Source organism: Methylomusa anaerophila (assembly GCF_003966895.1).
Taxonomy (GTDB): Bacteria; Bacillota; Negativicutes; order Sporomusales; family Sporomusaceae; genus Methylomusa; species Methylomusa anaerophila.
The window spans coordinates 3,976,275-3,997,939 of sequence record NZ_AP018449.1; the positions used below are offsets into that span (position 1 = coordinate 3,976,275).

20 protein-coding genes are annotated in these 21,665 nt (G+C 44.1%); 19 read left to right on the forward strand and 1 reads right to left on the reverse strand.

The genetic code is table 11. The annotated features are described in order from the left end of the window. Positions 1–6: 6 nt before the first annotated feature. Entirely contained in the window at positions 7–201 is a 195-nt protein-coding gene (locus MAMMFC1_RS18070; protein ID WP_232035528.1) for a rubrerythrin family protein, read from the reverse strand. A gap of 239 nt (positions 202–440) precedes the next feature. On the opposite strand from MAMMFC1_RS18070, the gene MAMMFC1_RS18075 reads away from it, so the two are divergent. The 19 genes from MAMMFC1_RS18075 to cobO all read left to right on the forward strand — a co-directional run bounded on the left by MAMMFC1_RS18075 (position 441) and on the right by cobO (position 21,654). Next, a complete protein-coding gene (locus MAMMFC1_RS18075) occupies positions 441–1,598 on the forward strand; it encodes a D-alanyl-D-alanine carboxypeptidase family protein (RefSeq protein ID WP_126309845.1) in 1,158 nt (385 codons plus the stop codon). A gap of 92 nt (positions 1,599–1,690) precedes the next feature. Then, entirely contained in the window at positions 1,691–2,269 is a 579-nt protein-coding gene (locus MAMMFC1_RS18080) for a nucleoside recognition domain-containing protein (protein WP_126309846.1), read from the forward strand. A gap of 27 nt (positions 2,270–2,296) precedes the next feature. After that, positions 2,297–2,833: a spore maturation protein gene (locus MAMMFC1_RS18085; protein WP_126309847.1), complete on the forward strand. Its 537-nt coding sequence runs from the start codon at positions 2,297–2,299 to the stop codon at positions 2,831–2,833. 118 nt (positions 2,834–2,951) lie between these two features. Continuing rightward, positions 2,952–4,232 carry an FAD-dependent oxidoreductase gene (locus MAMMFC1_RS18090; protein ID WP_126309848.1) on the forward strand — a complete coding sequence of 427 codons (1,281 nt, stop codon included), beginning with the start codon at positions 2,952–2,954 and terminating at the stop codon, positions 4,230–4,232. A 13-nt stretch (positions 4,233–4,245) separates the two neighbouring features. Next, the gene (locus MAMMFC1_RS18095) at positions 4,246–5,229 is read left to right on the forward strand and encodes a hypothetical protein (protein ID WP_126309849.1); all 984 of its coding nucleotides are present in this window, start codon (positions 4,246–4,248) and stop codon (positions 5,227–5,229) included. Positions 5,230–5,258: 29 nt separating this feature from the next. Continuing rightward, the gene (locus MAMMFC1_RS18100) at positions 5,259–5,993 is read left to right on the forward strand and encodes a pseudouridine synthase (protein ID WP_126309850.1); all 735 of its coding nucleotides are present in this window, start codon (positions 5,259–5,261) and stop codon (positions 5,991–5,993) included. A gap of 295 nt (positions 5,994–6,288) precedes the next feature. Continuing rightward, on the forward strand, positions 6,289–7,524 hold the full coding sequence (locus MAMMFC1_RS18105) for a BaiN/RdsA family NAD(P)/FAD-dependent oxidoreductase (RefSeq protein WP_126309851.1): 1,236 nt from the start codon (positions 6,289–6,291) through the stop codon (positions 7,522–7,524). A 183-nt stretch (positions 7,525–7,707) separates the two neighbouring features. Next, positions 7,708–8,148: a hypothetical protein gene (locus tag MAMMFC1_RS18110; protein ID WP_145987654.1), complete on the forward strand. Its 441-nt coding sequence runs from the start codon at positions 7,708–7,710 to the stop codon at positions 8,146–8,148. 219 nt (positions 8,149–8,367) lie between these two features. Next, positions 8,368–9,393: a 3-deoxy-7-phosphoheptulonate synthase gene (gene aroF / locus MAMMFC1_RS18115; protein WP_126309853.1), complete on the forward strand. Its 1,026-nt coding sequence runs from the start codon at positions 8,368–8,370 to the stop codon at positions 9,391–9,393. Between the two features lie 24 nt (positions 9,394–9,417). Further along, positions 9,418–10,725 (forward strand): 3-phosphoshikimate 1-carboxyvinyltransferase, encoded by a 1,308-nt coding sequence (gene aroA, locus MAMMFC1_RS18120; RefSeq protein WP_126309854.1) that lies wholly within the window; start codon positions 9,418–9,420, stop codon positions 10,723–10,725. Between the two features lie 24 nt (positions 10,726–10,749). Beyond that, positions 10,750–11,433: a (d)CMP kinase gene (cmk, locus tag MAMMFC1_RS18125; RefSeq protein WP_126309855.1), complete on the forward strand. Its 684-nt coding sequence runs from the start codon at positions 10,750–10,752 to the stop codon at positions 11,431–11,433. After that, positions 11,423–12,028, forward strand: a complete 606-nt coding sequence (locus MAMMFC1_RS18130) for a lysophospholipid acyltransferase family protein (protein ID WP_126309856.1) — start codon at positions 11,423–11,425, stop codon at positions 12,026–12,028. Before cmk ends, MAMMFC1_RS18130 begins: the two co-directional genes overlap by 11 nt. Positions 12,029–12,216: 188 nt before the next feature. Continuing rightward, positions 12,217–14,070 carry a carbon starvation CstA family protein gene (locus MAMMFC1_RS18135; RefSeq protein ID WP_126309857.1) on the forward strand — a complete coding sequence of 618 codons (1,854 nt, stop codon included), beginning with the start codon at positions 12,217–12,219 and terminating at the stop codon, positions 14,068–14,070. A gap of 156 nt (positions 14,071–14,226) precedes the next feature. Beyond that, positions 14,227–16,230, forward strand: a complete 2,004-nt coding sequence (locus MAMMFC1_RS18140; protein ID WP_126309858.1) for a bifunctional 4-hydroxy-3-methylbut-2-enyl diphosphate reductase/30S ribosomal protein S1 — start codon at positions 14,227–14,229, stop codon at positions 16,228–16,230. Positions 16,231–16,241: 11 nt separating this feature from the next. Then, positions 16,242–17,300, forward strand: a complete 1,059-nt coding sequence (gene fni / locus MAMMFC1_RS18145) for a type 2 isopentenyl-diphosphate Delta-isomerase (RefSeq protein WP_126309859.1) — start codon at positions 16,242–16,244, stop codon at positions 17,298–17,300. A 93-nt stretch (positions 17,301–17,393) separates the two neighbouring features. Further along, positions 17,394–18,164, forward strand: coding sequence for a DUF1614 domain-containing protein (locus MAMMFC1_RS18150; protein WP_232035529.1), 771 nt, complete (start codon positions 17,394–17,396; stop codon positions 18,162–18,164). After that, positions 18,157–19,386, forward strand: a complete 1,230-nt coding sequence (gene spoIIP / locus MAMMFC1_RS18155) for a stage II sporulation protein P (protein ID WP_232035530.1) — start codon at positions 18,157–18,159, stop codon at positions 19,384–19,386. Before MAMMFC1_RS18150 ends, spoIIP begins: the two co-directional genes overlap by 8 nt. Positions 19,387–19,541: 155 nt before the next feature. Beyond that, a complete protein-coding gene (locus tag MAMMFC1_RS18160) occupies positions 19,542–20,849 on the forward strand; it encodes a DUF512 domain-containing protein (protein ID WP_126309861.1) in 1,308 nt (435 codons plus the stop codon). Between the two features lie 262 nt (positions 20,850–21,111). Next, positions 21,112–21,654: a cob(I)yrinic acid a,c-diamide adenosyltransferase gene (gene cobO, locus MAMMFC1_RS18165; RefSeq protein ID WP_126309862.1), complete on the forward strand. Its 543-nt coding sequence runs from the start codon at positions 21,112–21,114 to the stop codon at positions 21,652–21,654. Positions 21,655–21,665 lie beyond the last annotated feature (11 nt).

Genomic DNA, 21,665 nt, shown 5'->3' on the forward strand with positions numbered 1-21,665 from the left:
GACCAGTTAACTTAATTCACCTAATTTATTTTTTATTTGGGTAGCATGAAGAGCCTCTGCTTCGGCAAAATGTTTGAACATTTTAGCTACTTCCGCATCGTTAATGCGATCCGCATAAGACTGATAGTCACGCACCAGCTCCTGTTTTTGCGTCAGAGTAGTTCGCAAAGCGCTTTTTACATCAAATGTTTCCATTTCCATGCCGCTCACCTCCTTAGTATTTATAAAATATTATTTCCTGTTAATCTATAAAACATGTAATACTTTACAAAATATCAACAGTAATTTAGATTAATGGTTTATTATTAAGAGTTATTACTTTTGACGGAAACGAATAATACGATTATAATAGTTTTGGTCGCAAACATTATTCATATAATTAATATAATTAATATAATTAATTATTTACAATATAACTAGGAAAGGAAAAAGGTTAAACGATGGCACGCCAAGTAGCATACCTGGGATTGCTGATTCTGATGCTGGTCTATTTTACACCATCGGCCGGAGCTTCGGCTGCGTCTGAAAAAAAACCTGATGTCACAGCACAATCGGCTATCGTTATAGAAGCGTCAACAGGAAAAGTTTTATATGCGAAAAATGCTGATCAGCGCCGCTATCCGGCAAGCACAACCAAAATAATGACTTTGATAACGGCATTGGAACACAGTCAGCTTGATGAATTGGTGACAACTAGTGAAAATGCAGCAGCTACTGAAGGTTCATGTCTATGGCTGGCTCCTGGCGAACGACTAAAAATGTTGGACATGTTGTACGGAATAATGCTTATATCAGGCAACGATGCTACCGTAGCAGTAGCAGAACATATCTCCGGAAGTGTAGATAAATTTGCCAAATTAATGACAGAAAAGGCAAAAGCTATCGGGGCCAGTAATACGCACTTTACCAACTCAAGTGGTCTCCCTGACAAAGAGCATTACTCTACTGCGCGTGACCTGGCCCGAATAACCGCATATGGATATCGTAATCCAATATTCACGCAAATAGTCTCGACCCGAAATATTGTCATTCCATGGCCAGGCAAAAACCATGACAGAGATTTATATAATGAAAATAAGATGCTTTGGCTGTATGAGGGTGCAAATGGTGTGAAGACCGGATATACTGAAGCTGCCGGACGCTGCTTGGTTTCGGCTGCCAAAAGAGATAACATTCAGTTGATTTCCGTCGTGCTGGATAGCGAACGAATGTGGGATGATTCCATAGCCTTATTGGATTATGGTTTCACCCAATTAAAACTTGTGACCTTAATTCAACAGGGTGACATAATGAAAACCGTAAAAATCAACGATGGAAAAGCGGAAAGCATTAGGCTGGTGGCTAATGCCGACATCATGATACCTATGGCTGAAAATGAGCAAAACCAGTTTTCAACTGTTATCAACGTTCCAAATAAAATTAATGCCCCTATTAACAAAGGACAGAAAATTGGGGTAGCTAAAGTCATGTATAATAATGCGGAAGTGTCCAGTGTCGATCTGGTCGCTGATTATGGAGTTGAAAAAAGAACTTTTTTTGGTTTGCTGTGGGGGTCGGTGTGGAACTTACTAACTTATGTTATCCGAAACTTAGCTTAATAATCTCACCGGAGATTTGGCTTTAGACAGCCAAGTCTTTTTTTGTTCTAGTTCATTTGAATATTTCATACCCTCATAATAGGTGATAATACATGATTAATCTTATTTGGCTGGTAATGATTGCAGGGGGCATTCTTTACGCGGGCTATACGGGAAAAATAGATGTGGTTACGCAAAGTTCAATTAACTCAGCTAAAACAGCGGTAGATTTAGCACTAAATTTAACAGGTGTAATGTGTTTATGGCTGGGGATTCTGAAAATTGCCGAATTATCAGGTATTGTAAAGCTGATATCCCTACTGATGAGCCCTATTATACGGTTGCTATTTCCGGGAGTACCCAAAAAACACGCTGCTTTAGGAGCAATTGTGATGACTATCAGCGCTAACATGCTGGGGCTTGGGAATGCTGCTACACCATTAGGGATTAAAGCCATGCAAGAATTGCAAACACTAAATCCAAAGAAGGATACGGCGACAGCGGAGATGTGCACTTTGCTGGCTTTGTGCACTACCGGTTTTACGCTCATTCCTGCAACTATTATTGCCCTGCGCTCAGCTGCGGGTTCAGTAAATCCGACTGAAATTTTGGCCCCTACTATCCTCGTAAGTTTAATATCTACTGTTGCCGTACTCATCGTCGATCGGATATGCCGCATTCTTTACCGGTAAAAAACGTATACAAGGGGGGTACGTTGTTTGTTCGCGGAAATATGCCAGCAATTATCCAATTGGGCCATACCGGTGGTTCTTTTTCTAATTCCTGTTGCCGGGTATTTGCGTGGGATAAAAGTTTATGAAGCATTTGTGGAGGGGGCGAAAGAAGGATTTCAAACAGCAGTTCGAATCATGCCGTGTCTTGTCGCTATGTTGGTTGCAATCGGTATATTTCGCGCTTCAGGTGCGATGGAGGCTTGCATCGCTCAGTTACAGCCATTGCTGACCACGCTGGGAGTTCCCCCTGACCTCGTGCCAATGGCTGTAATGCGGCCGCTTTCCGGCACCGGATCATTAGGACTGGCAACGGAAATATTGAATACTCACGGTCCGGACTCAATAAACGGCCGAATAGCCTCAACAATATTAGCAAGTACGGATACTACCTTCTACGTTTTAACCGTGTATTTTGGCGCGGTCGGCATCAGTAAGTCCAGGTATGCGATTATTGTGGGACTGACAGGTGATATAGTCAGTTTTCTGGCATCGGTATACATATGTAAATTAGTGTTTTTTTAAAAACACGCTTTAGAACTGGCAGCAATGCGCTGTCAGTTTTTTCCTGCTGCTGCCTGTGTCACTTCTGCTATGAAAGAATAGACTGTATTGTGATTAAGCAGGGAATGGAGGGGACCCCATGATTAAAGTCGTAGTGGTCGGTGGCGGATGGTCCGGCTGTGCAGCCGCCCTGTCGGCGGCAAAAGCAGGCGGGCAGGTAGTTCTGGTGGAACGTACTGACCTATTACTTGGCACCGGGCTGGTCGGTGGAATATTCCGCAATAACGGAAGGTTTACTGCTGCCGAAGAAGCCATTGCAATGGGAGGTGGCGACTTATTCGTCGCTATGGACGCCAACACAAGACATCGCGGCATTAATTTTCCAAGTCACAACCACGCTTCTTTCTATGATGTAACGACTATGGAGCCGTTGGTAAAAAAAATATTGCAAAACTATGGCATTGATATTAAAACCACAACCAGAATTGTTGATATAGTGAAATATGGACGAAAGATTCAGTCAGTAGTAGATGATAAAAATGAAGTTATCAAAGGGGATGTGTTTGTCGACACGACCGGATCAGCAGGGCCCATGGGAAATTGCCTTAAATATGGAAACGGATGCGCAATGTGCATTCTGAGATGTCCTAGTTTCGGGCCGCGTGTCAGCTTGGCTGCTAAAGCGGAAATCAAAGAAATTATGGGGCGTAAAACCGATGGAACTTTCGGAGCTATGAGCGGATCCTGTAAGTTGACAAAAGACTCCTTGAGCAAAGAGCTGAAGGATGATTTGGAAAAACACGGAGCAGTAGTAATCCCGCTGCCTCAACATCTAAGAAAAAATGGGTTGTTGGGTAAAAAAGCTTGTTCTCAATACGCGATTGCGGAATATGCTGAAAATCTTGTATTGCTTGATACCGGTCATGTGAAGCTAATGGCCTCATATTTTCCCCTTGATTCGTTAAGAACTATACCGGGGTTAGAGCGCGCCCGTTATGAGGATCCGTATTCCGGCGGAATTGGTAATTCAGTCCGCTATTTAGGCATGGCGCCTTGTTCAAATTCTCTGCAAGTTGAAGGTATGGACAATTTGTTTTGCGCCGGCGAGAAAGCGGGAATTTTGGTAGGCCATACGGAAGCAGTGATTACCGGTCTGCTGGCGGGCCATAACGCGGTACGATACGGTTTAGACATGCAATATTTGCAACTGCCACGGGAATCAGCCTGCGGCGACTTTATTGCATTCATCCATGAGCAAATGGAAAAGGAAGACGGGCTTACGATGCGATACACCTTTTCAGGTTCAGTATACTTTGAACATATGAAACGCGAGGGCCTTTATTCCGCCAACCGGACGGAGATTACCGAACGGATAAAAAAGACCGGTTTAGCTGATATTTACAACACTTGCCTCATATGAAGGGGGGGCCAAAATGTCTGGAAAATTAAATTTAAGGTGTATTGATATCAACTCGCCTTATTGCCCGTGTCTTTTGGCTGAAACAAATCACTGCGTTTTTTGCAGTCATTTAAAAGGTGAGAACCTGTGCAATTGTAACTGGATGGGCGTCTGCATACTATATGAAAAGCAGTGGCAGTATAAAAATAAAGAATGGTTGTCATTCGAAACTGACAACGGTGTACGCACGGAAATCGAGACTGAGCTTAGTATTGAACAACTATGCGAAAATACCTACCTTTTAGCATTTGATGTTACCTCAGATCTGGCCACAGCAGTCGATAAGCCTGGCGCCTTCGTGTTCTTAAAAAAAATCGGGGATCCGACATTCTGTCATTTTCCGGTAGGAATCATGAAGGTAACTGGCACTACTATCCAGGTTGTGGTAGAGACTATCGGACCAAAATCTGCCCGTCTTTTTCATGACAACAACCGCAAGCTTTTGGTGCGGGGACCCTATTTTAACGGTATTTTTGGTCAGCCATGGATTGACAATATAAATAATGGTAAAATATTATTGGTATCTGGTGGCATGGGCCAACCTCCCGCCATCCCCATAGTCCGCAAATTGACCAGTTCCGCCAATCAGGTCGAAGCTATTTTAGCTCCCGGTAAAATTGGCTGTGTATTTATCGATAACGAACTACGTGACCTGGGGGTGAAGGTTACGGTTGTACCTTCCCTGCGTCATACTGGCATGCAGATTGTAGCGGAACGTCTTTCAAACCGGGGCGTCCTCCCGGACTTAATCGTCAGTTGTGGCCCGGATGATCAGCACTATGGCGTTATTGCCGCCATGCAGACTGCCGGAGTCAATATACCTATGGCAGCTACCAATAATGCCACCATGTGCTGTGGCGAAGGATTATGCGGCAGTTGTGAACGGGGAACTAAAGGCGGCCAGAAGGTTCGGACATGTAAAGTTCAAGCTGATTACACTGAGTTCATACAAGATTAAATTGATATTTAGGAGTTTGATCCGTACATATGTTGGAACGTTTGCAGAAAGTAATTGCCAAAGCCGGCATTGCCTCTCGACGCGATGCGGAAGAATATATTACAACAGGTCGGGTAACAGTGAACGGCAAAATTATCACTGAACTTGGAACTAAAGTCGATCTGCAGCAAGACAGAGTTGCCGTTGACGGGCAGGTGTTGACTGCTGAAAAGTATATTTACATTTTACTAAACAAACCCAAAGGAGTTGTAACAACTCTGGCTGACCCCCAAGGACGGAAAACTGTCATAGATTTAATTACCGGCATAGCGGAAAGAATATATCCGGTGGGACGCTTGGACTACAACACTGAGGGTCTCTTACTCTTGACGAATGATGGGAACTTAACTCATGCCTTAACTCATCCTAGTCATGAAATAACCAAAACTTATATCGCCAAGGTCCATAGAATACCAACTGAGGAGAAATTAGACCTATTGCGCAGCGGAATTCATTTGTCGGATGGATTAACTGCTCCGGCAAAAATTCATCTTCTCGGTGCCGATTTGACAAATGAATTGGCGACCATTGAAATTACTATTTATGAAGGCCGAAACCGGCAAATTCGCAGGATGTTCGAAGCAATCGGCCATCCGGTGAAGAATCTAAAGCGTATACAATACACCTTTTTAGATCTGACAGGTGTTCGCCGGGGGCATTACCGCCATCTGCTCCCGGCTGAAATTGATGAACTCAAGCGAGCTGGCCGAATACCACTGAAATAATGAAATAATAGTCTCAAAAAAGAACAAAAGATAATGAGGGGTAACGGTTTACCACACAGACACAGAGGACGCAGAAGGAATGTAAAGAATGTGGTGAACGTTCCCCATTTTCATTTTACTTTGTGCTACTATATAGTTTTCAAAAATGATTTACAATCGTAATGCTAGGATAAGCGTAGGTTAAGCGGCAGCGTCGAAGCGTTCCTAGCATTAAGATTAATAGAAAATCATTTTTGGATTCCATATAAATCTCTTTTAGATATAAATTGCAATTAGCAAGAAGAAGGTTGATGAAATGGGACAAGTTGTTATCGTTGGGGGAGGAGCAGCAGGGCTAATGGCTGCTGTTAGCGCTGCCAATCAGGGCGCTAAAGTAACTGTACTAGAAAAAATGCCCCAAATAGGCAAAAAGTTGTTAATTACCGGCAAAGGGCGCTGCAATATTACAAATAACTGCGATATTCCCGAACTAATAAAAAATATGCCTGGGAACGGCTTGTTTTTGTATAGTGCTTTTAACATGTTTGATAACCATGACATAGTAGATTTTCTGTCCCAATGGGGACTCGAAACAAAGGTGGAAAGAGGCGGACGGGTCTTCCCGGCAACCGACAGAGCTAAAGATGTTGTAGATACTTTTTCCAACATTTTAAAGACGTTAGCAGTACAAATAATAACCGGTAAAAGAGTGAAAAAGATCATTGCTGCAGACAATACAATTACATCACTAGTTACCTGGCAAGGTGAAGAATATAAGGCAAATGCTGTTATTCTTGCTACCGGTGGAGCGTCTTATCCCGCCACCGGCTCATCAGGCGACGGCTATGATTTTGCACAAAATCTGGGCCATACAATCATACCAATAAAACCCTCCCTTGTCCCTTTGGAAGTTTCCGAAGAATGGGTCAGCGAACTGCAGGGATTATCCCTTAAGAATGTATCGGCTTCTGTGCTATGTAACGGGAAAAACCTGACAACGGAATTTGGTGAAATGCTATTTACGCATTATGGATTGTCCGGTCCAATCATATTATCTTTAAGTAAAAAAGTATCCGAACTGCTTGCCCAGGGAGAAACGGTGTTCATAGATATTAATCTAAAGCCGGCGTTAACGGAAGATGTATTGGACAGGCGTATTCAACGTGATTTTGAAAAGTTTTCCCGCAAACAGATAAAAAACTCCCTACAAGAACTGTTACCAGCAAAATTAATACCGGTCATTATCGATTTAGCCTATATTGACCCGGATAAACCGGTACATCAGATTACAAAACAGGAACGGCAGCGACTCTTGCATGAATTACAGCATTTTACATTTACCATTAGTAATACTCGTCCGGTCAGTGAAGCTATTGTTACCGCCGGTGGCGTAAATACAAAAGAAATAAATACCAAAACAATGGAATCCAAACTGGTGAAAGGTCTGTTTTTTGCTGGTGAAGTTATCGATATTGACGGTTATACCGGCGGATTTAACCTTCAAGCAGCATTTTCAACAGGCTATGTGGCAGGAATGTTCGCAGCAAAATAGGTTAGAAATCTCTTTATTTCGTTGACGAACTATTACTATAGTAGTTGGAGAACTATTACTATGTATATGAAAGAAAGAAAAAATAAAAAAAATAAAGGAAAGCAAAGATCCTATGCAATAATAGACCGGCTTCTTGTCCATTTATGTACCGGTTTAATTGCAGCTTTGTTAGTCTCACAATGTTTGCTGTTGAATCAAGATACGCGGCAGTACCTTTCCCTGGTGGACAAACTGGAAGGCGAGCAAATTGCTGCCGTATTGCCTTCCCAGGCGGAAAACACACCTTATATCAAAGAGGAAGATAAAATCAGCTCATTTGTTTCAAGATCATTACTCTCATTAAGACCTGGTAAAAATCTCGTAATTCGTATGATTAATCCCCCTGCCAATACAGATGTATTTGTTACCATAAATGGTGAAAACGCCGGAAATTTTCATGAAGGCAGTCTTAAGCTAACTGTATTTGAAGGAGATTACGTGGAAATTGACGTTACGGCACTCAAACAGCAGCCCGCAAGGTTCGTTATTGACGCCTCACGGGAGGATGTCATCACGCCTCAACCCGGATTACTGCTGGAAGCAACTGAGCCGATAATCGTAGTTGGCAGGGTAAAGTTAAAATAACAGGAAAGGGTTAACATCTTGCAGGTATGTTAAAAAAAAGTAATAATTTCTGCTCTACCAACCGACATGGAGGAAATTGGTTTAAAAAAGTGAATTATACTGTATGGAACGCATTGCTTCGACGCTGTCGCTTAACCTCAGCTTATCCTAATACCCGGATGTCAATTCTTTAATCGGCATAATATATTATATTTTTGAACTTTGGAGGCTCCAAAGATAATGATTATAGTGATGAATGCTCCTACACCCGATCAGGTTAACCGTGTACTTAACAAGCTAAAACAACATAACCTTGCTACTTATTGCATTTCAAGCGGGGGCAATACAATTGTAACCGCGAAGGGAGACTTGTCTGCCTGCAATCCAGAATTGTACGAGCGAATGCCAGGCGTTGATCGAGTATTAATTGTCAAATCACCCTTTAAATTAGCCAGTCGTGAATTTCAGGCTGATGATACAGTTGTTGCCGTAGCAAATTCTACTGTATCATCTTTCGGCGGTAGCCGTTTGTCTGTCATTGCCGGCCCTTGTGCAATTGAAAGCTACGAGCAACTATATGAGTCGGCAGTAGGCGTCAAAACAGCGGGCGCAACAATGCTGCGAGGCGGGGCCTATAAACCCAGGACTTCACCGTATACCTTTCAAGGTCTGGCCAAAAACGGTTTGGAAATTCTAAAAGCAGTCAAAGATGCGGTAAAACTACCGGTGGTCTCTGAAGTTACCGATCCGCGAAATGTGGATCTCATGGTTCAATATGTAGATGTACTGCAAATCGGAGCACGTAATATGCAAAATTTTATTTTGTTACAAGAGGTCGCGATGGCGAACAAACCTGTCCTTCTTAAGCGAGGTAATTCGGCAACCATTGAAGAATGGCTGATGGCTGCCGAATATCTTATGGCTGGGGGTTGTTCCCAGGTTATACTTTGTGAACGCGGTATACGCACTTTCGAGAATTATACTCGTAACACTTTAGATCTAAATGCTGTGCCGGTCGTTAAACATCTTAGTCATTTACCGGTAATTGTTGACCCTAGCCATGGAACCGGAAGTTGGCGTTGGGTTGGTCCTATGGCCAAGGCGGCAATTGCCTGCGGCGCCGATGGTTTGATTATCGAAGTGCATCCTTGTCCTGAAGAAGCGTTATCTGACGGACCTCAATCCTTAACACTCAATAATTTTACCCAGTTGATGGATGAATTGCGTATATTATCTGCTGCTCTTGGCCGACCAGTGAACACTTAATTTTTACATAAATGGGGTATGATTATGAACAATATTATTGAAATTAAACCCGTAAAAGGGTTAGTGGGGACAATAAGTATTCCTGGGGATAAATCCGTATCGCATCGCAGTGTAATGCTAGCCGGTCTGTCTGAGACACCGGTCACTATCACCAACTTCTTACACGCTCAAGATTGCTGGTCGACAATCAACTGTATGCGGGCTCTGGGAGTATTGGTTGAACAAGACAACAGCGGCGTGTTGACCGTTCAGGGAAAGGGATTACATAATCTTTCCGAGCCGGACAATATATTGGATGCCGGTAATTCCGGCACAACGCTGCGACTACTGACCGGGATACTGGCGGCACAGCCTTTCTTCAGTGTGTTGACCGGTGACTCATCCCTGCGGCGACGCCCGATGAGCCGGGTAATAAGCCCTTTAACCATAATGGGATGTAAAATAATTGGCAGGAGCCAGTCACGGTATGCTCCAGTTGCCATTAGCCCTGCCGAAAAAGTGAGCGGAATTGAATATGATACACCTGTCGCCAGCGCGCAAATTAAGTCGGCTATTATGCTGGCATCACTGTTTGCCAATTCGCCGTCAACGATAACTGAACCTTCTATATCCAGAGACCATACTGAACGTATGATGGCCACGTTTGGAATAACAGTGACCCGCTCCGGATCGTCTGTAACTGTTCAGCCGGCGCAAAAGTTAGCCGCTCCTCAAAAACTTTACGTCCCCGGTGATATAAGTTCAGCGGCATTTTGGCTCGTTGCCGCCTCTATTATTCCTCACAGCCAGTTAACGCTCACTAATGTTGGGATCAATCCGACACGAACCGGTATCTTGGATGTTCTGGTTCGTATGGGAGCTGATATTGCCGTGATTAATGAACACCGGAGCGGCGAGGAACCTGTAGCCGATATTCATGTTAGATCTTCCCAGCTAAAGGGAGTTGAAATAGAACCGGAAATCATTCCCAGGCTGATTGACGAAATTCCCATACTCGCTGTCGCCGCATTATTCGCCGAAGGAAAAACTGTTGTCAGAGGAGCCGAAGAACTTAGGGTTAAGGAAAGTGACCGGTTAGCCGCAATTACAACAGAATTAAGTAAAATGGGGGCGAATATTCAAGAAACTCCCGATGGCTTCAGTATTGTAGGTCCGCAACGTATAACCATGGCGAGCTGTGACTCCCATCATGATCATCGAATGGCTATGGCTGCCGCAATCGCCGGAGCGGCAGGCAACGGGGTGAAAATTTCCAATGCGGAATGTGTCTCCATATCATACCCTTCTTTCTTTAAGATAATAGATGAAATTTCAGTAAACCCACTTAGCTAACTTTATTCTCTCATGGAGGAACCAATGAAGCCAAAGCATTTAGTTATTGCCATTGACGGTCCCGCCGGCGCTGGAAAAAGCACGGTTGCTCAGATTGTTGCTCAACGTCTCGGCTATACCTATATTGATACCGGCGCCATGTACCGCGCGGTCGCCTGGGAATCCATACATCGCGGATTATCGTCCTGTGACTCTGGCGGTATTGCTAGTATTGCCAAAAATATCAATTTAAAGTTATCTTATGTCAATGGAATGACAAATGTAACTATCAACGGATTAGATGTAACAGACGCCATCCGTACACCCGAAGTTTCCAAAACGGTTTCATCCGTCGCCCAAATTCCTGCTTTACGCCAGGTCATGCTAAAAATGCAACGTGATATGGCCAGCTCCGGCGGAGTCGTAATGGATGGAAGAGATATTGGAACCCATGTGTTGCCGGGAGCTGATATCAAAGTATTTTTAACCGCTTCCATTAAAGAACGAGCCAAACGCAGATGGGAAGAACTTAGTGATAAAGGATTCGATGTTGACTTGTCGCAATTGGAATCTGAGATCGCCTCCAGAGATAAACAAGATTGTGAAAGAGAAGCGGCGCCATTGGTTAAAGCCCCGGATGCTATTCCTATTGATACTACAAACTTATCGATAGACGAAGCCGTACAACAAATATTGTGTTTATGTGAGGAGAAGATGAATGTTTCTTAGTCTGGCCCGTATTTTGTTTACTGCTGTTTTTACCATATTTTTTCGCTGGCGAGTATATGGAACGGAAAACATTCCCACAACTGGCGGGGTGGTAATCGCCTCTAATCATATTAGTCTGTTTGACCCGCCTGTAATTGGCACAGCTGTTCCGAGACTCATTCATTTCATGGCCAAGGAAGAACTCTTTCAAATACCGGTTTTCGGTTGGCTCATTAAGAAATTTAATGCTTTTCCCGTTCGTCGCAGTACTGCAGACCGGACCGCCATACGCACCGCTCTGTCTCTTCTTGCAACCGGCAACATCGTAGGTATTTTTCCCGAAGGAACACGCAGTAAAACCGGGAAATTAGGTTCGCCGGAACCGGGAATAGCAATGATAGTTGCGAAGGCCGGCGTTCCGGTGGTTCCTGCCGCAGTGATCGGGACAAACAGAGTATTTCGTAACGGTTGTTTATTTCCCCAATTTATCGTGAAATTCGGGCCGCCTATCATGGTTACAAAAGGTAAGACTGACAAGGAATCAATGGAATTTATCACTACCCGCATTATGTCGGAAATATCCTGCCTGCTTGAAAATCAGCCAATGTATCAATAATATATATCGCATAAGAGAAGTTCAAAAAAACCTGGGTAATTTTACCTGGGTTTTTGTCTTTTTTACGCGGTTGTATTGCCATTCAGTACAATTTGATATATTCTAAATATATAAACTTCCAAAATAGGTAAATTTAGTAAAAATACCTACCTGTCGATTCCAATATGAAAAGGGGGAGAAACGTTAAAGTGAATTCAATTAGTCTTCTTGTAATTGCAATATGTGTGTTTGTACTTGCATACCGTTATTATTCATCGTTTATTGCCACGAAAGTATTAATGCTCAACGACGCGAATGTCACGCCGGCGCATCATTGCAACGACGGCCGGGAGTATGTTCCTACCAACAAATGGGTGCTGTTCGGCCACCATTTTGCGGCAATTGCCGGCGCCGGTCCGCTGGTAGGTCCGGTTCTGGCTGCTCAATACGGCTGGGGTCCCGGCTTTGTCTGGATTTTATTAGGTTCTGTTTTCGCCGGGGCGGTCCACGACTTTATTATTTTATTTGCATCTACCCGTCATAACGGTCAATCACTGGCGGTCATTGCCCGCCGTGAAGTCGGTCCCGTCACTGGTATTGCCAGTTCGCTGTCCATCTTGTTCATCATCATTGTCGCTCTGGCCGGCTTAGCTATCGTTGTTGTGAACGCCTTGTTCAAGAACTCCTGGGGTGTTTATACTCTGTCCATGACTATTCCCATTGCTATTGCCGTGGGTTTGTATATGTTCAAGATTGTTCCCGGTGCAGTTCGTTCCGGTTCAATTGCCGGATTCTTATTAGTAATAGCAGCCGTAATTACAGGACACTGGCTAAATCCGGGACAGCCATGGGCCGGCATCGCCGGCATCTTCGATCTGACAAAACAGCAGTTGTCCATAGCACTGCCGCTTTACGGCTTTTTCGCCGCCATATTGCCCGTTTGGCTGCTGCTGGCTCCCCGTGATTATTTGAGTTCTTATATGAAAATTGGCACTGTGCTCGCGTTAGCTCTTGGCATCCTGATTGTTCAACCGGCGGTGAATATGCCTGTTACTACCCGGTTTCTCGATGGTGGCGGACCGGTAATTCCCGGTCCCTGGTGGCCGTACGTGTTTATTACCATTGCCTGTGGCGCTATTTCCGGCTTCCATGCCTTGATTAGTTCCGGCACCACCCCTAAAATGATGGAACTTGAGTCTCATGCTCGTCCAATTGCCTTTGGCGGCATGCTCACGGAAGGATTTATCGCCGTCATGGCCCTCATTTCGGCAATAGTGCTGATGCCCGGCGACTATTTTGCCATTAATACCTCTCAAGCTATTTTCGCGAAACTTAACATGCCTACGGTTGAGTTAACAGAACTTTCCCGCCTGGTAAATATTGATGTTTCCCATCGGCCGGGCGGCGCGGTTTCACTGGCGGTTGGCATGGCTCATATTTTTTCAAGTATTGGCGGCATGAAATACTTAATGAATTATTGGTACCAATTTGCCATTATGTTTGAGGCGCTGTTTATTTTAACAACTATTGATGCCGGTACCCGGGTGGCAAGGTATATTTTGCAGGATATCGCCGGTGAATACCTGTATGCGCCGCTGAAACAAGCCAACTGGTGGCCGGGAATTCTGATTACCAGCGCTATTGTAACTTGCAGTTGGGGTTATCTGCTGTATAGCGGTGATGTTGCCACAATTTGGCCGCTGTTTGGAGTGGCTAACCAGCTATTGGCGGTTGTCGCACTGGCTATCGGCACCACGATTGTTTTGAAGATTGCGGCAAAGAAAGCCTACGTCTGGATAACGCTGGCGCCGCTGTCTTTTCTGTCGGTTACAGTCCTTGCGGCTGGAATTATGAATGCGCAAATGTTCCTTAAACGCGGTGACGCTTTAGGTATCGCTAATGGTACTATAAGCATCATTCTTATTGTCTTGGTCATCGTTACCTTGCTCGACTCCATCAGGGTTTGGCTTAGTTTGCTAAAAAGCGATAAACCTGTTGGTTTGAACACTGAAGTGGGTGTATCCTGTGAATATGGCAATACCAAGCCGAATCTTCCAGGTTAATTTATCGAATCGACACTACAGCAATACAGACAGACCTTATTTTAAAGATAGGGGGGCGAAAAAGCCCCTCTTTATTTTGAAATCATCAATCAAAAGAGTATAATATATATTGGCGATTGTCCCAGAAGCTACCCGACAGGAGGGAGTCAAGCCGTTATGGATATATTCTTAGCAAAGCATCGGGGATTTTGCTATGGTGTAAAAAGGGCAATTGATCTAGCGATAAAATCTCTTGAAAATGCTGAGCCGGTTTATACATTAGGACCAATCATACATAACCCTCAGATGGTGAGACATCTTAAAGACAAGGGGATTGAAGTGGCAGATACGGTTGAAGAAATAGCAAAAGGAACGATAATTATCCGTTCCCATGGTGTTGGTCCCGATATTTTTGCGAAAGCAAAAGAAAAGCAACTAACTATCGTTGACGCGACATGCCCTCATGTAAAAAAAGCGCAACAGGCAGCCAGCAGACTGACGCAGAATGGGTATCAAGTTGTTGTGGTTGGCGAACGAAACCATCCGGAAGTACAGAGTATTCTTGAGTGGACGCATAATAAAGCGCTGGTGATTGAGAATTCTGCTGAGGCCCGAAATATTGCCTTTTTTCCGCGATTGGGGGTTGTGGCGCAAACAACCTTTTCTGCTGGTGAATTTAATACCATTATTGATATATTAGAGACTAAATGTGATGAGCTAAATGTGGAGCGCACAATATGTATGGCTACAGACCAGCGGCAGCAAGCAGCAATACAACTTGCGGGTGAAATTGATGTTATGGTAGTAGTTGGCGGACGAAATAGCGCTAATACATCCAGACTGGCTGAAATATGCGAATCTGCCGGCTGCAAAGCATATCATGTGGAAACAGCTGAAGAACTCAGGCCAGAATGGTTTCATGGGGTAAAAAAAGCCGGGATCACGGCTGGCGCTTCTACCCCCGACTGGATAATCGAGGAGGTAAACAATCAAATGACCCAATTTCAAAATGATTCTCAGTTTGAACAACTTGAACAACAATTGCAGGAAAGTGATACAATTACATTAGAACCCGGAAGCATCATTAAGGGAAAAATAATTGGGGTACGCCGCGAGGAGGTATTTGTAGATATTGGCTACAAATCCGAAGGGATAATTCCGCTAAGCGAATTGGCTTATCCTACACCCGAACAAGCATCTGAAGTGGTTGCCGAAGGAGACATTATTAACGTTTACGTCATTAACGCGGATAGTACCGATGGAACAATTAAACTTTCCAAGATCCAAGCAGACAAATTAACGGCATGGAAAAAATTAGAAACCTCCATGGCTGAAATGACACCCCTTACAGGTAAAGTGGTGGATGCAGTAAAAGGGGGGCTGCTTGTTGCAGTTGAGGGAATCCGCGGCTTTGTGCCGGCTTCGCAAATGGAACTTAAGTTTGTTGAGGACCTCTCATCCTATGTGGGTCAAACAATTACTTTACTCCCCCTAGAGATAGACCCCTCGAAACAAAAAGCAGTCTTTTCCCGGAAGCGGTTGTTGCTGGAAGAACGGGAAAAGCTGGCAGGGGAACTTGTAGCAAAACTAACACCAGGGCAAATTGTTAGCGGTACTGTTCGCCGTTTAACTAATTTTGGCGCCTTTGTGGATATTGGTGGCATTGACGGACTTATACATATTTCCGATCTTTCCTGGCAGAGAGTAAAATCACCGCAAGAAGTGGTGAATGTTGGTGATGAGGTAAAAGTAGTAGTATTAAAAGTTGACCCGGCAACAAAAAAGATTTCATTGAGTCTTAAACAAGCTACCCGTGATCCTTGGCTTGACGTCGCCGACCAATTACTTGAAGGTACGGTAATTACCGGCACAGTATCCAAGATTGCAAAATTTGGGGTCTTTGTTGAAATAGCGCCAGGGGTGGAGGGACTGGTTCATCTCTCGGAACTCTCTGACCGGAGAGTGGCAAACGCAGAAGAAGTAGTGAAAACAGGCCAGTCTGTTTCTGTAAAAATACTAAGCATAAATAGAGAAAGTAAAAAGATTTCTCTTAGTATGGCCAAGGCACAACAGGACAAGGAAAAAGCCGAGTACCAAACCTATTTAACCAACCGGCCGGATAAAAATAAAATTACACTGGGTGATAAATTCGGACATTTATTTACCAGCCGTGAAGACTAAGGAGTGAAATAGTGCGTCAATCGCGCAAGCTGGAACATCTGAAATATTCTGTGCTATTAGCAGACGGACCAACAAAAACAGGGTTTGAAGATTTTACACTTATCCATAATTGCCTTCCTGAACTTGAGTGGAAGGAAATCAATACCGCATGCAGTTTAGCTGACATATCATTACAGCATCCCATCATTATTAATGCGATCACAGGCGGCTCCAAAGACGTAACGTCAGTTAATACCGAACTTGCCGAGTTTGCCGGGCTAACTGGTTTAGCTATGGCTGTCGGATCGCAATACTCTGCCTTGGAAGATTCAGAGGTTTTGGAGTCATATCAAATTGTCCGGGAAAAAAATCCTAATGGAATAATATTGGCAAATCTCGGAGCTCACGCGTCTGCCGAAGAGGCAGTCCGAGCCGTTGAAATGATTAATGCCCAAGCAATACAAATCCACCTTAATGCCGGACAGGAAATCATTATGGATGAAGGTGACCGATCTTTTAAGGACTACATACATAACATTCAAAGAATCGTTGCCAAAGTCTCCGTCCCGGTCATTGTAAAAGAAATTGGCTGTGGAATTGCGCGTGAACAAGCTAAGATTCTAATTGGTATTGGGGTAAAAGTAATTGATGTTGGCGGCAGCGGCGGTACCAATTTCTTAGCCATAGAAGCCGCTCGCAGTCATCTAAGTTTGGACCCGGAGCTAGTTTCCTGGGGCATACCTACTGCAGTAGCGGCAGTTGAGACTCTGTCCTTAAAGGAGCCGAATATCGATATCATTGTGTCCGGAGGAATACGAACTCCGCTGGATGCCCTGAAAGCTTTAGCATTAGGTGCTGCGGCAGTAGGAATTGCAGGCCCTGTCGTTAAAGTCATCCGCAACAAGGGTGTGGAAGGTGCAATTAAGTGGTTTAACAAATTTATGGTCGATTTTAAGCGCTATATGTTACTTACCGGAACACAAAATCTAGAGAAAATTAAGACTGTTCCGGTGGTAATATCCGGCTTTAGCCGGGAGTGGCTCACTGCCCGCGGCATCGATATAACCCAATATGCCCGAAGGAAATATTAAAGCATGGCAAGCGCCATGCTTTTTTTGCATTAATATTGGCTTATCCGTGCAAACTACATCTGAAATTCAAAGTGAGTCATGAGGTGAAAAAATATGATGAATTTGCCTTTGGGAATGATTTTGTTGTTAGTTGTCAGCGTCCTGATCTATTTTGGTCTGGCCCAGCGCATTCTGGACCGCATGCGTATGACCGATAAACAAGCGTTATTGTTTATTGCGGGTATTATCGTCGGTAGTTTTATTGACATTCCTTTAATGAGAACACCGGTAGACGTCAGCATCAACGTTGGTGGCGCCTTACTGCCGGCGTTACTATGTTTCTGGCTGATATATAAAGCGGATGAAACAGCCGAACGTGTGCGGGCGGTACTTGCCGCTGTTCTAGTTGCCGCAGCGGTATTCCTTGGTTCCCGCTACCTGCCGTACGAACCTGAAAATATGTTCCTTGATCCTAAACTCATTTATGGATTGGCTGCCGGTATAATTGCCTATATTGCCGGACGTTCGCGAAGAAGTGCTTTCATTGGCGGGGTTTTAGGCATAATCTTAAGCGATATTGTTCACATGGTCACCCTAACCGGGCTTGGAATACCCGGAACTACCGCCATTGGCGGAGCCGGTGCGTTTGATGTGGTTATTATCGCCGGCACTGTAGCAGTTATGATTGCGGAACTGGTAGGAGAAACGCGGGAAAAGCTCCAAGGAGGTCCGGTTCTCGGCCCCAACCGCCCTGAAGGTTTATACGAGTTTAGCAAGGAGATTCAGCCAACTTCTAAAAAAGACAATGAAAAGAATGCGGATGGAAACGCAAGCGAAAATACGTCGGAAAGTACCTCTGGCAGTAGAGGTGAAAAAAGTGAATAAATTATATAAATTTGTATTTATCTCATCTCTCTCATCTTTTCTCTCATCTTTGCTGATTTTATTTCTAACAGTTACAATTACACTTTCGGTCCATGCCAACGAAAGGAACGATGGAAAATACTCAACAATAGTAGATGAATCAGGTAACACAGTTTACATTACCGCTTGGAAAATTGACGTTGGCGATCAAGTTCTAACGGAAACCAACCGTAGGTATGAAGTTGTATCAGTTGATGGGGATGTTGCCAATGCGAAATTTATTGGCGAAGTTAATTTATCTCAATACTTAGATACTGATAAAGGCATACTGAGCCGGGCAAAAACATTTTTGCACCCAGCAATAGCCGGGGCGCAAGGAAAAGGAAAAGTGGCAATTTACCACACTCATTCTGATGAATCTTATGTGCCGACAGACGGGAAAGAAAGCATTTTAGGAGCAGGCGGTGTATACAAAGTTGGCGACTCATTTTCGGAAGCACTAAAAGCCAAAGGGATAGATGTACTTCATTCCGATGCCAAACATGATCCTCATGATGATATGGCTTATGAACGCTCGCGCCGGACTGCTCTTGATATGATCAAAAGTTTTCAGCCAGACGCTATTTTTGATGTTCATCGTGATGCTGTCCCGCCGCAAGTTTACCAGGCGAACGTTAACGGCCAAAACGTAACAAAAGTACAATTGGTTGTCGGCAAATATGGTCCCACCGGCAAACAGATCGAAGATTACGCGCTTCAGCTTAAGGCAGCGGCTGACCAACAACATCCCGGGCTGGTTAAGGGAATTTTTTTCGCCAAGGGTGGTGACTATAATCAAGATCTCCATCCCCGTTCCATGCTATTAGAAGTCGGATCCCATACTAATGACCGCACGTCAGCTGAAAAAGGGATTGCTTTATTCGCTGACGTGGTGCCTACCGTCATTGGCCAAACAAGCGGGGGCGGAGGTGCTGCTGCGGGCACAACGGGTACCGGTGGAACCACCGGCCTCGGCAGCGCCGCAAGTGGCCTATCAGGCGCTGCAAAATCTATCGGGTGGATAATTGGCATAGTTATTGTTGGGGGAGCCGCTTTCTTGCTCTTAAGCACCGGGAGTCTAAAAGAAGCCGGATCCAAGCTGAAACAGTTTACAACTACTGAATTTGCCAACTTTTTCGGTCCGCGTGTGAAGAAAAAAGATAAACTGCAATCTGATGATAGGGAATCTGACGATAAACATTAGATGTTAAAAGAGTGGGAGATCGATTCTCCACACTCTTTTCTTATGTTGCCGGCAAAGTTTTATGTCTTAAACCATATAAATTTCTATCGTAATGAGGTAAAATAAAGGAAAAAATAAAGCAAGAACGGAATACTATGTAGAAAGGGGAAGAAGTTTTGCCATATAAAGGTATTATCGCAGGAGTCGTACCCCACAGCATTGCTGCTGAAACCGGTCTCTTGCCGGGAGATAGGTTAATTGCTGTTAATCACCGGAATGTCAGAGACCTAATTGATTTGAGCTTTGCCTTATCAGACCAAAGGGTAGAACTACTGGTTGAAAAACAGAATGGACAACAGCAGCTAATTACTATTGAAAAAGATTATGATCAAGACTTAGGCATCGAATTTGAAAGTGCCGTGTTTGATAAAATACGTCAATGCGTGAATCATTGTATATTTTGCTTTGTCGACCAGATGCCCCCAGGAATGCGAGAAAGCCTGTATATTAAAGATGATGATTACCGCTTGTCATTTTTATATGGAAACTTTATAACCCTGACCAATCTTAGGCTTAGTGACATGAGGCGCATTCGGCAATTACACTTGTCACCATTATATATTTCAGTGCATACGACCAACGGTCCGCTCCGAGCTAAAATGCTGGGAAATGAGCGGGCCGCTTCGATTATGGAACAAATTAACATTCTTGCTGCCAACGGCGTGGAAATGCACACGCAAATCGTATTATGTCCGGGAATAAATAATACCAACGAACTCGACAAAACAATTGGCGATTTATTCAATATTTACCCTTCCGTACTGTCCATAGCTATTGTTCCGGTTGGGTTAACTAAATTCAGAAAAAACTGTTATCCCCTACACTGTTTTACGGCAGAGCAAGCACGATCAACTATCTCTCAGGTAAACCAATGGCAGGAAAAAAGCCGTAATACCTTTGGCAATACTTTTGTTTATTTAGCCGACGAGTTCTATATACAGGCAGGCTGTCCAATACCGGCTTATGAATATTATGACGGGTTCCCGCAACTGGAAAACGGCGTAGGAATTGTACGTAATTTTATTGAGGATTGGAAACAAAGTCCTGGGAATTCCACTCTATATGCCAAGCCGCTTTATATAGATGTGGTGTGCGGGAAATCAGCAGAAAAAATTATTAAACCGCTTTTGGCTGAATTAACCATTCCTAATCTGTATACGCGTTTAATTGCCGTTGAAAACGAATTTTTCGGCAACAATGTTACGGTAACCGGACTTCTGACGGGCGGGGATATTCTAGAGCAACTTCAGCAATTGGCCGGTCCCAGAACCGGGGTTATCATTCCCGGAATAGCATTCCGCAGGGGCGAACACGTTTTCCTTGACGGCATGACATTGGATGAACTTTACCGTAATCTGGGAAATGAACTCCGCATTGCCTATAACGGCTCTGATTTGAAAGAGCTTTTATGCAACTGGCATTAATTAATTCTTGTATTGCTTAGCTTATCAAATGCACGAACTGCTTAGAAATCGTCAGATACCGTTGCATATGAAAAAAACTTATTGTAATGATATTTGCTAATTAGACTTCGAACTATCATAGTCAGACCGTAGGCGCGACGAGGACCGCAGCGGAGGCGTACTGGCGGTACGTTGGAGCGAGGACCACAGAAGCAACGACGCAGATGGCGGTTTATAAGCAGTTCCCCACTTAAAGCGAATGGTATAAGGAGAGGACGGACACATGACTACCCTTGACAAATTTGGGCTCATTCAAGTATATACGGGTAATGGAAAAGGAAAAACTACTGCTAGTCTGGGGCTGGCTTTTAGAGCTGCGGGGCATGGCTTCAAAGTATGCATGATTCAGTTTATGAAAAAAGGCTCACAATATGGCGAAGCAAAAGCCGCTCAGCTCATTCCCGGATTTAATTTGATCCAGGTGGGACGGGAGGAGTTTGTTAACCTGAACAACCCAGACAGCATTGATTGTAAGCTGGCCCGTGATGGTTGGGAATTGGCGAAAGCCAAAATTGATTCCGGTGAGTACGCAATCGTCATATTGGATGAGATTAATGTGGCCATGAACTATGGATTACTGGAAACCAAAGGGGTGGTAACCTATTTAAACAACCATAAAAACCAAAACGTAAATACCGAAATTATATTGACCGGCCGTTACGCGCCGACCGAAATATTGGAAATTGCCGATCTCGTAACAGAAATGCGGGAAATCAGGCATCCGGCCCAAAACGGCGTGCCGGCACGTAAGGGTATCGATTATTAATAGGATTGGTG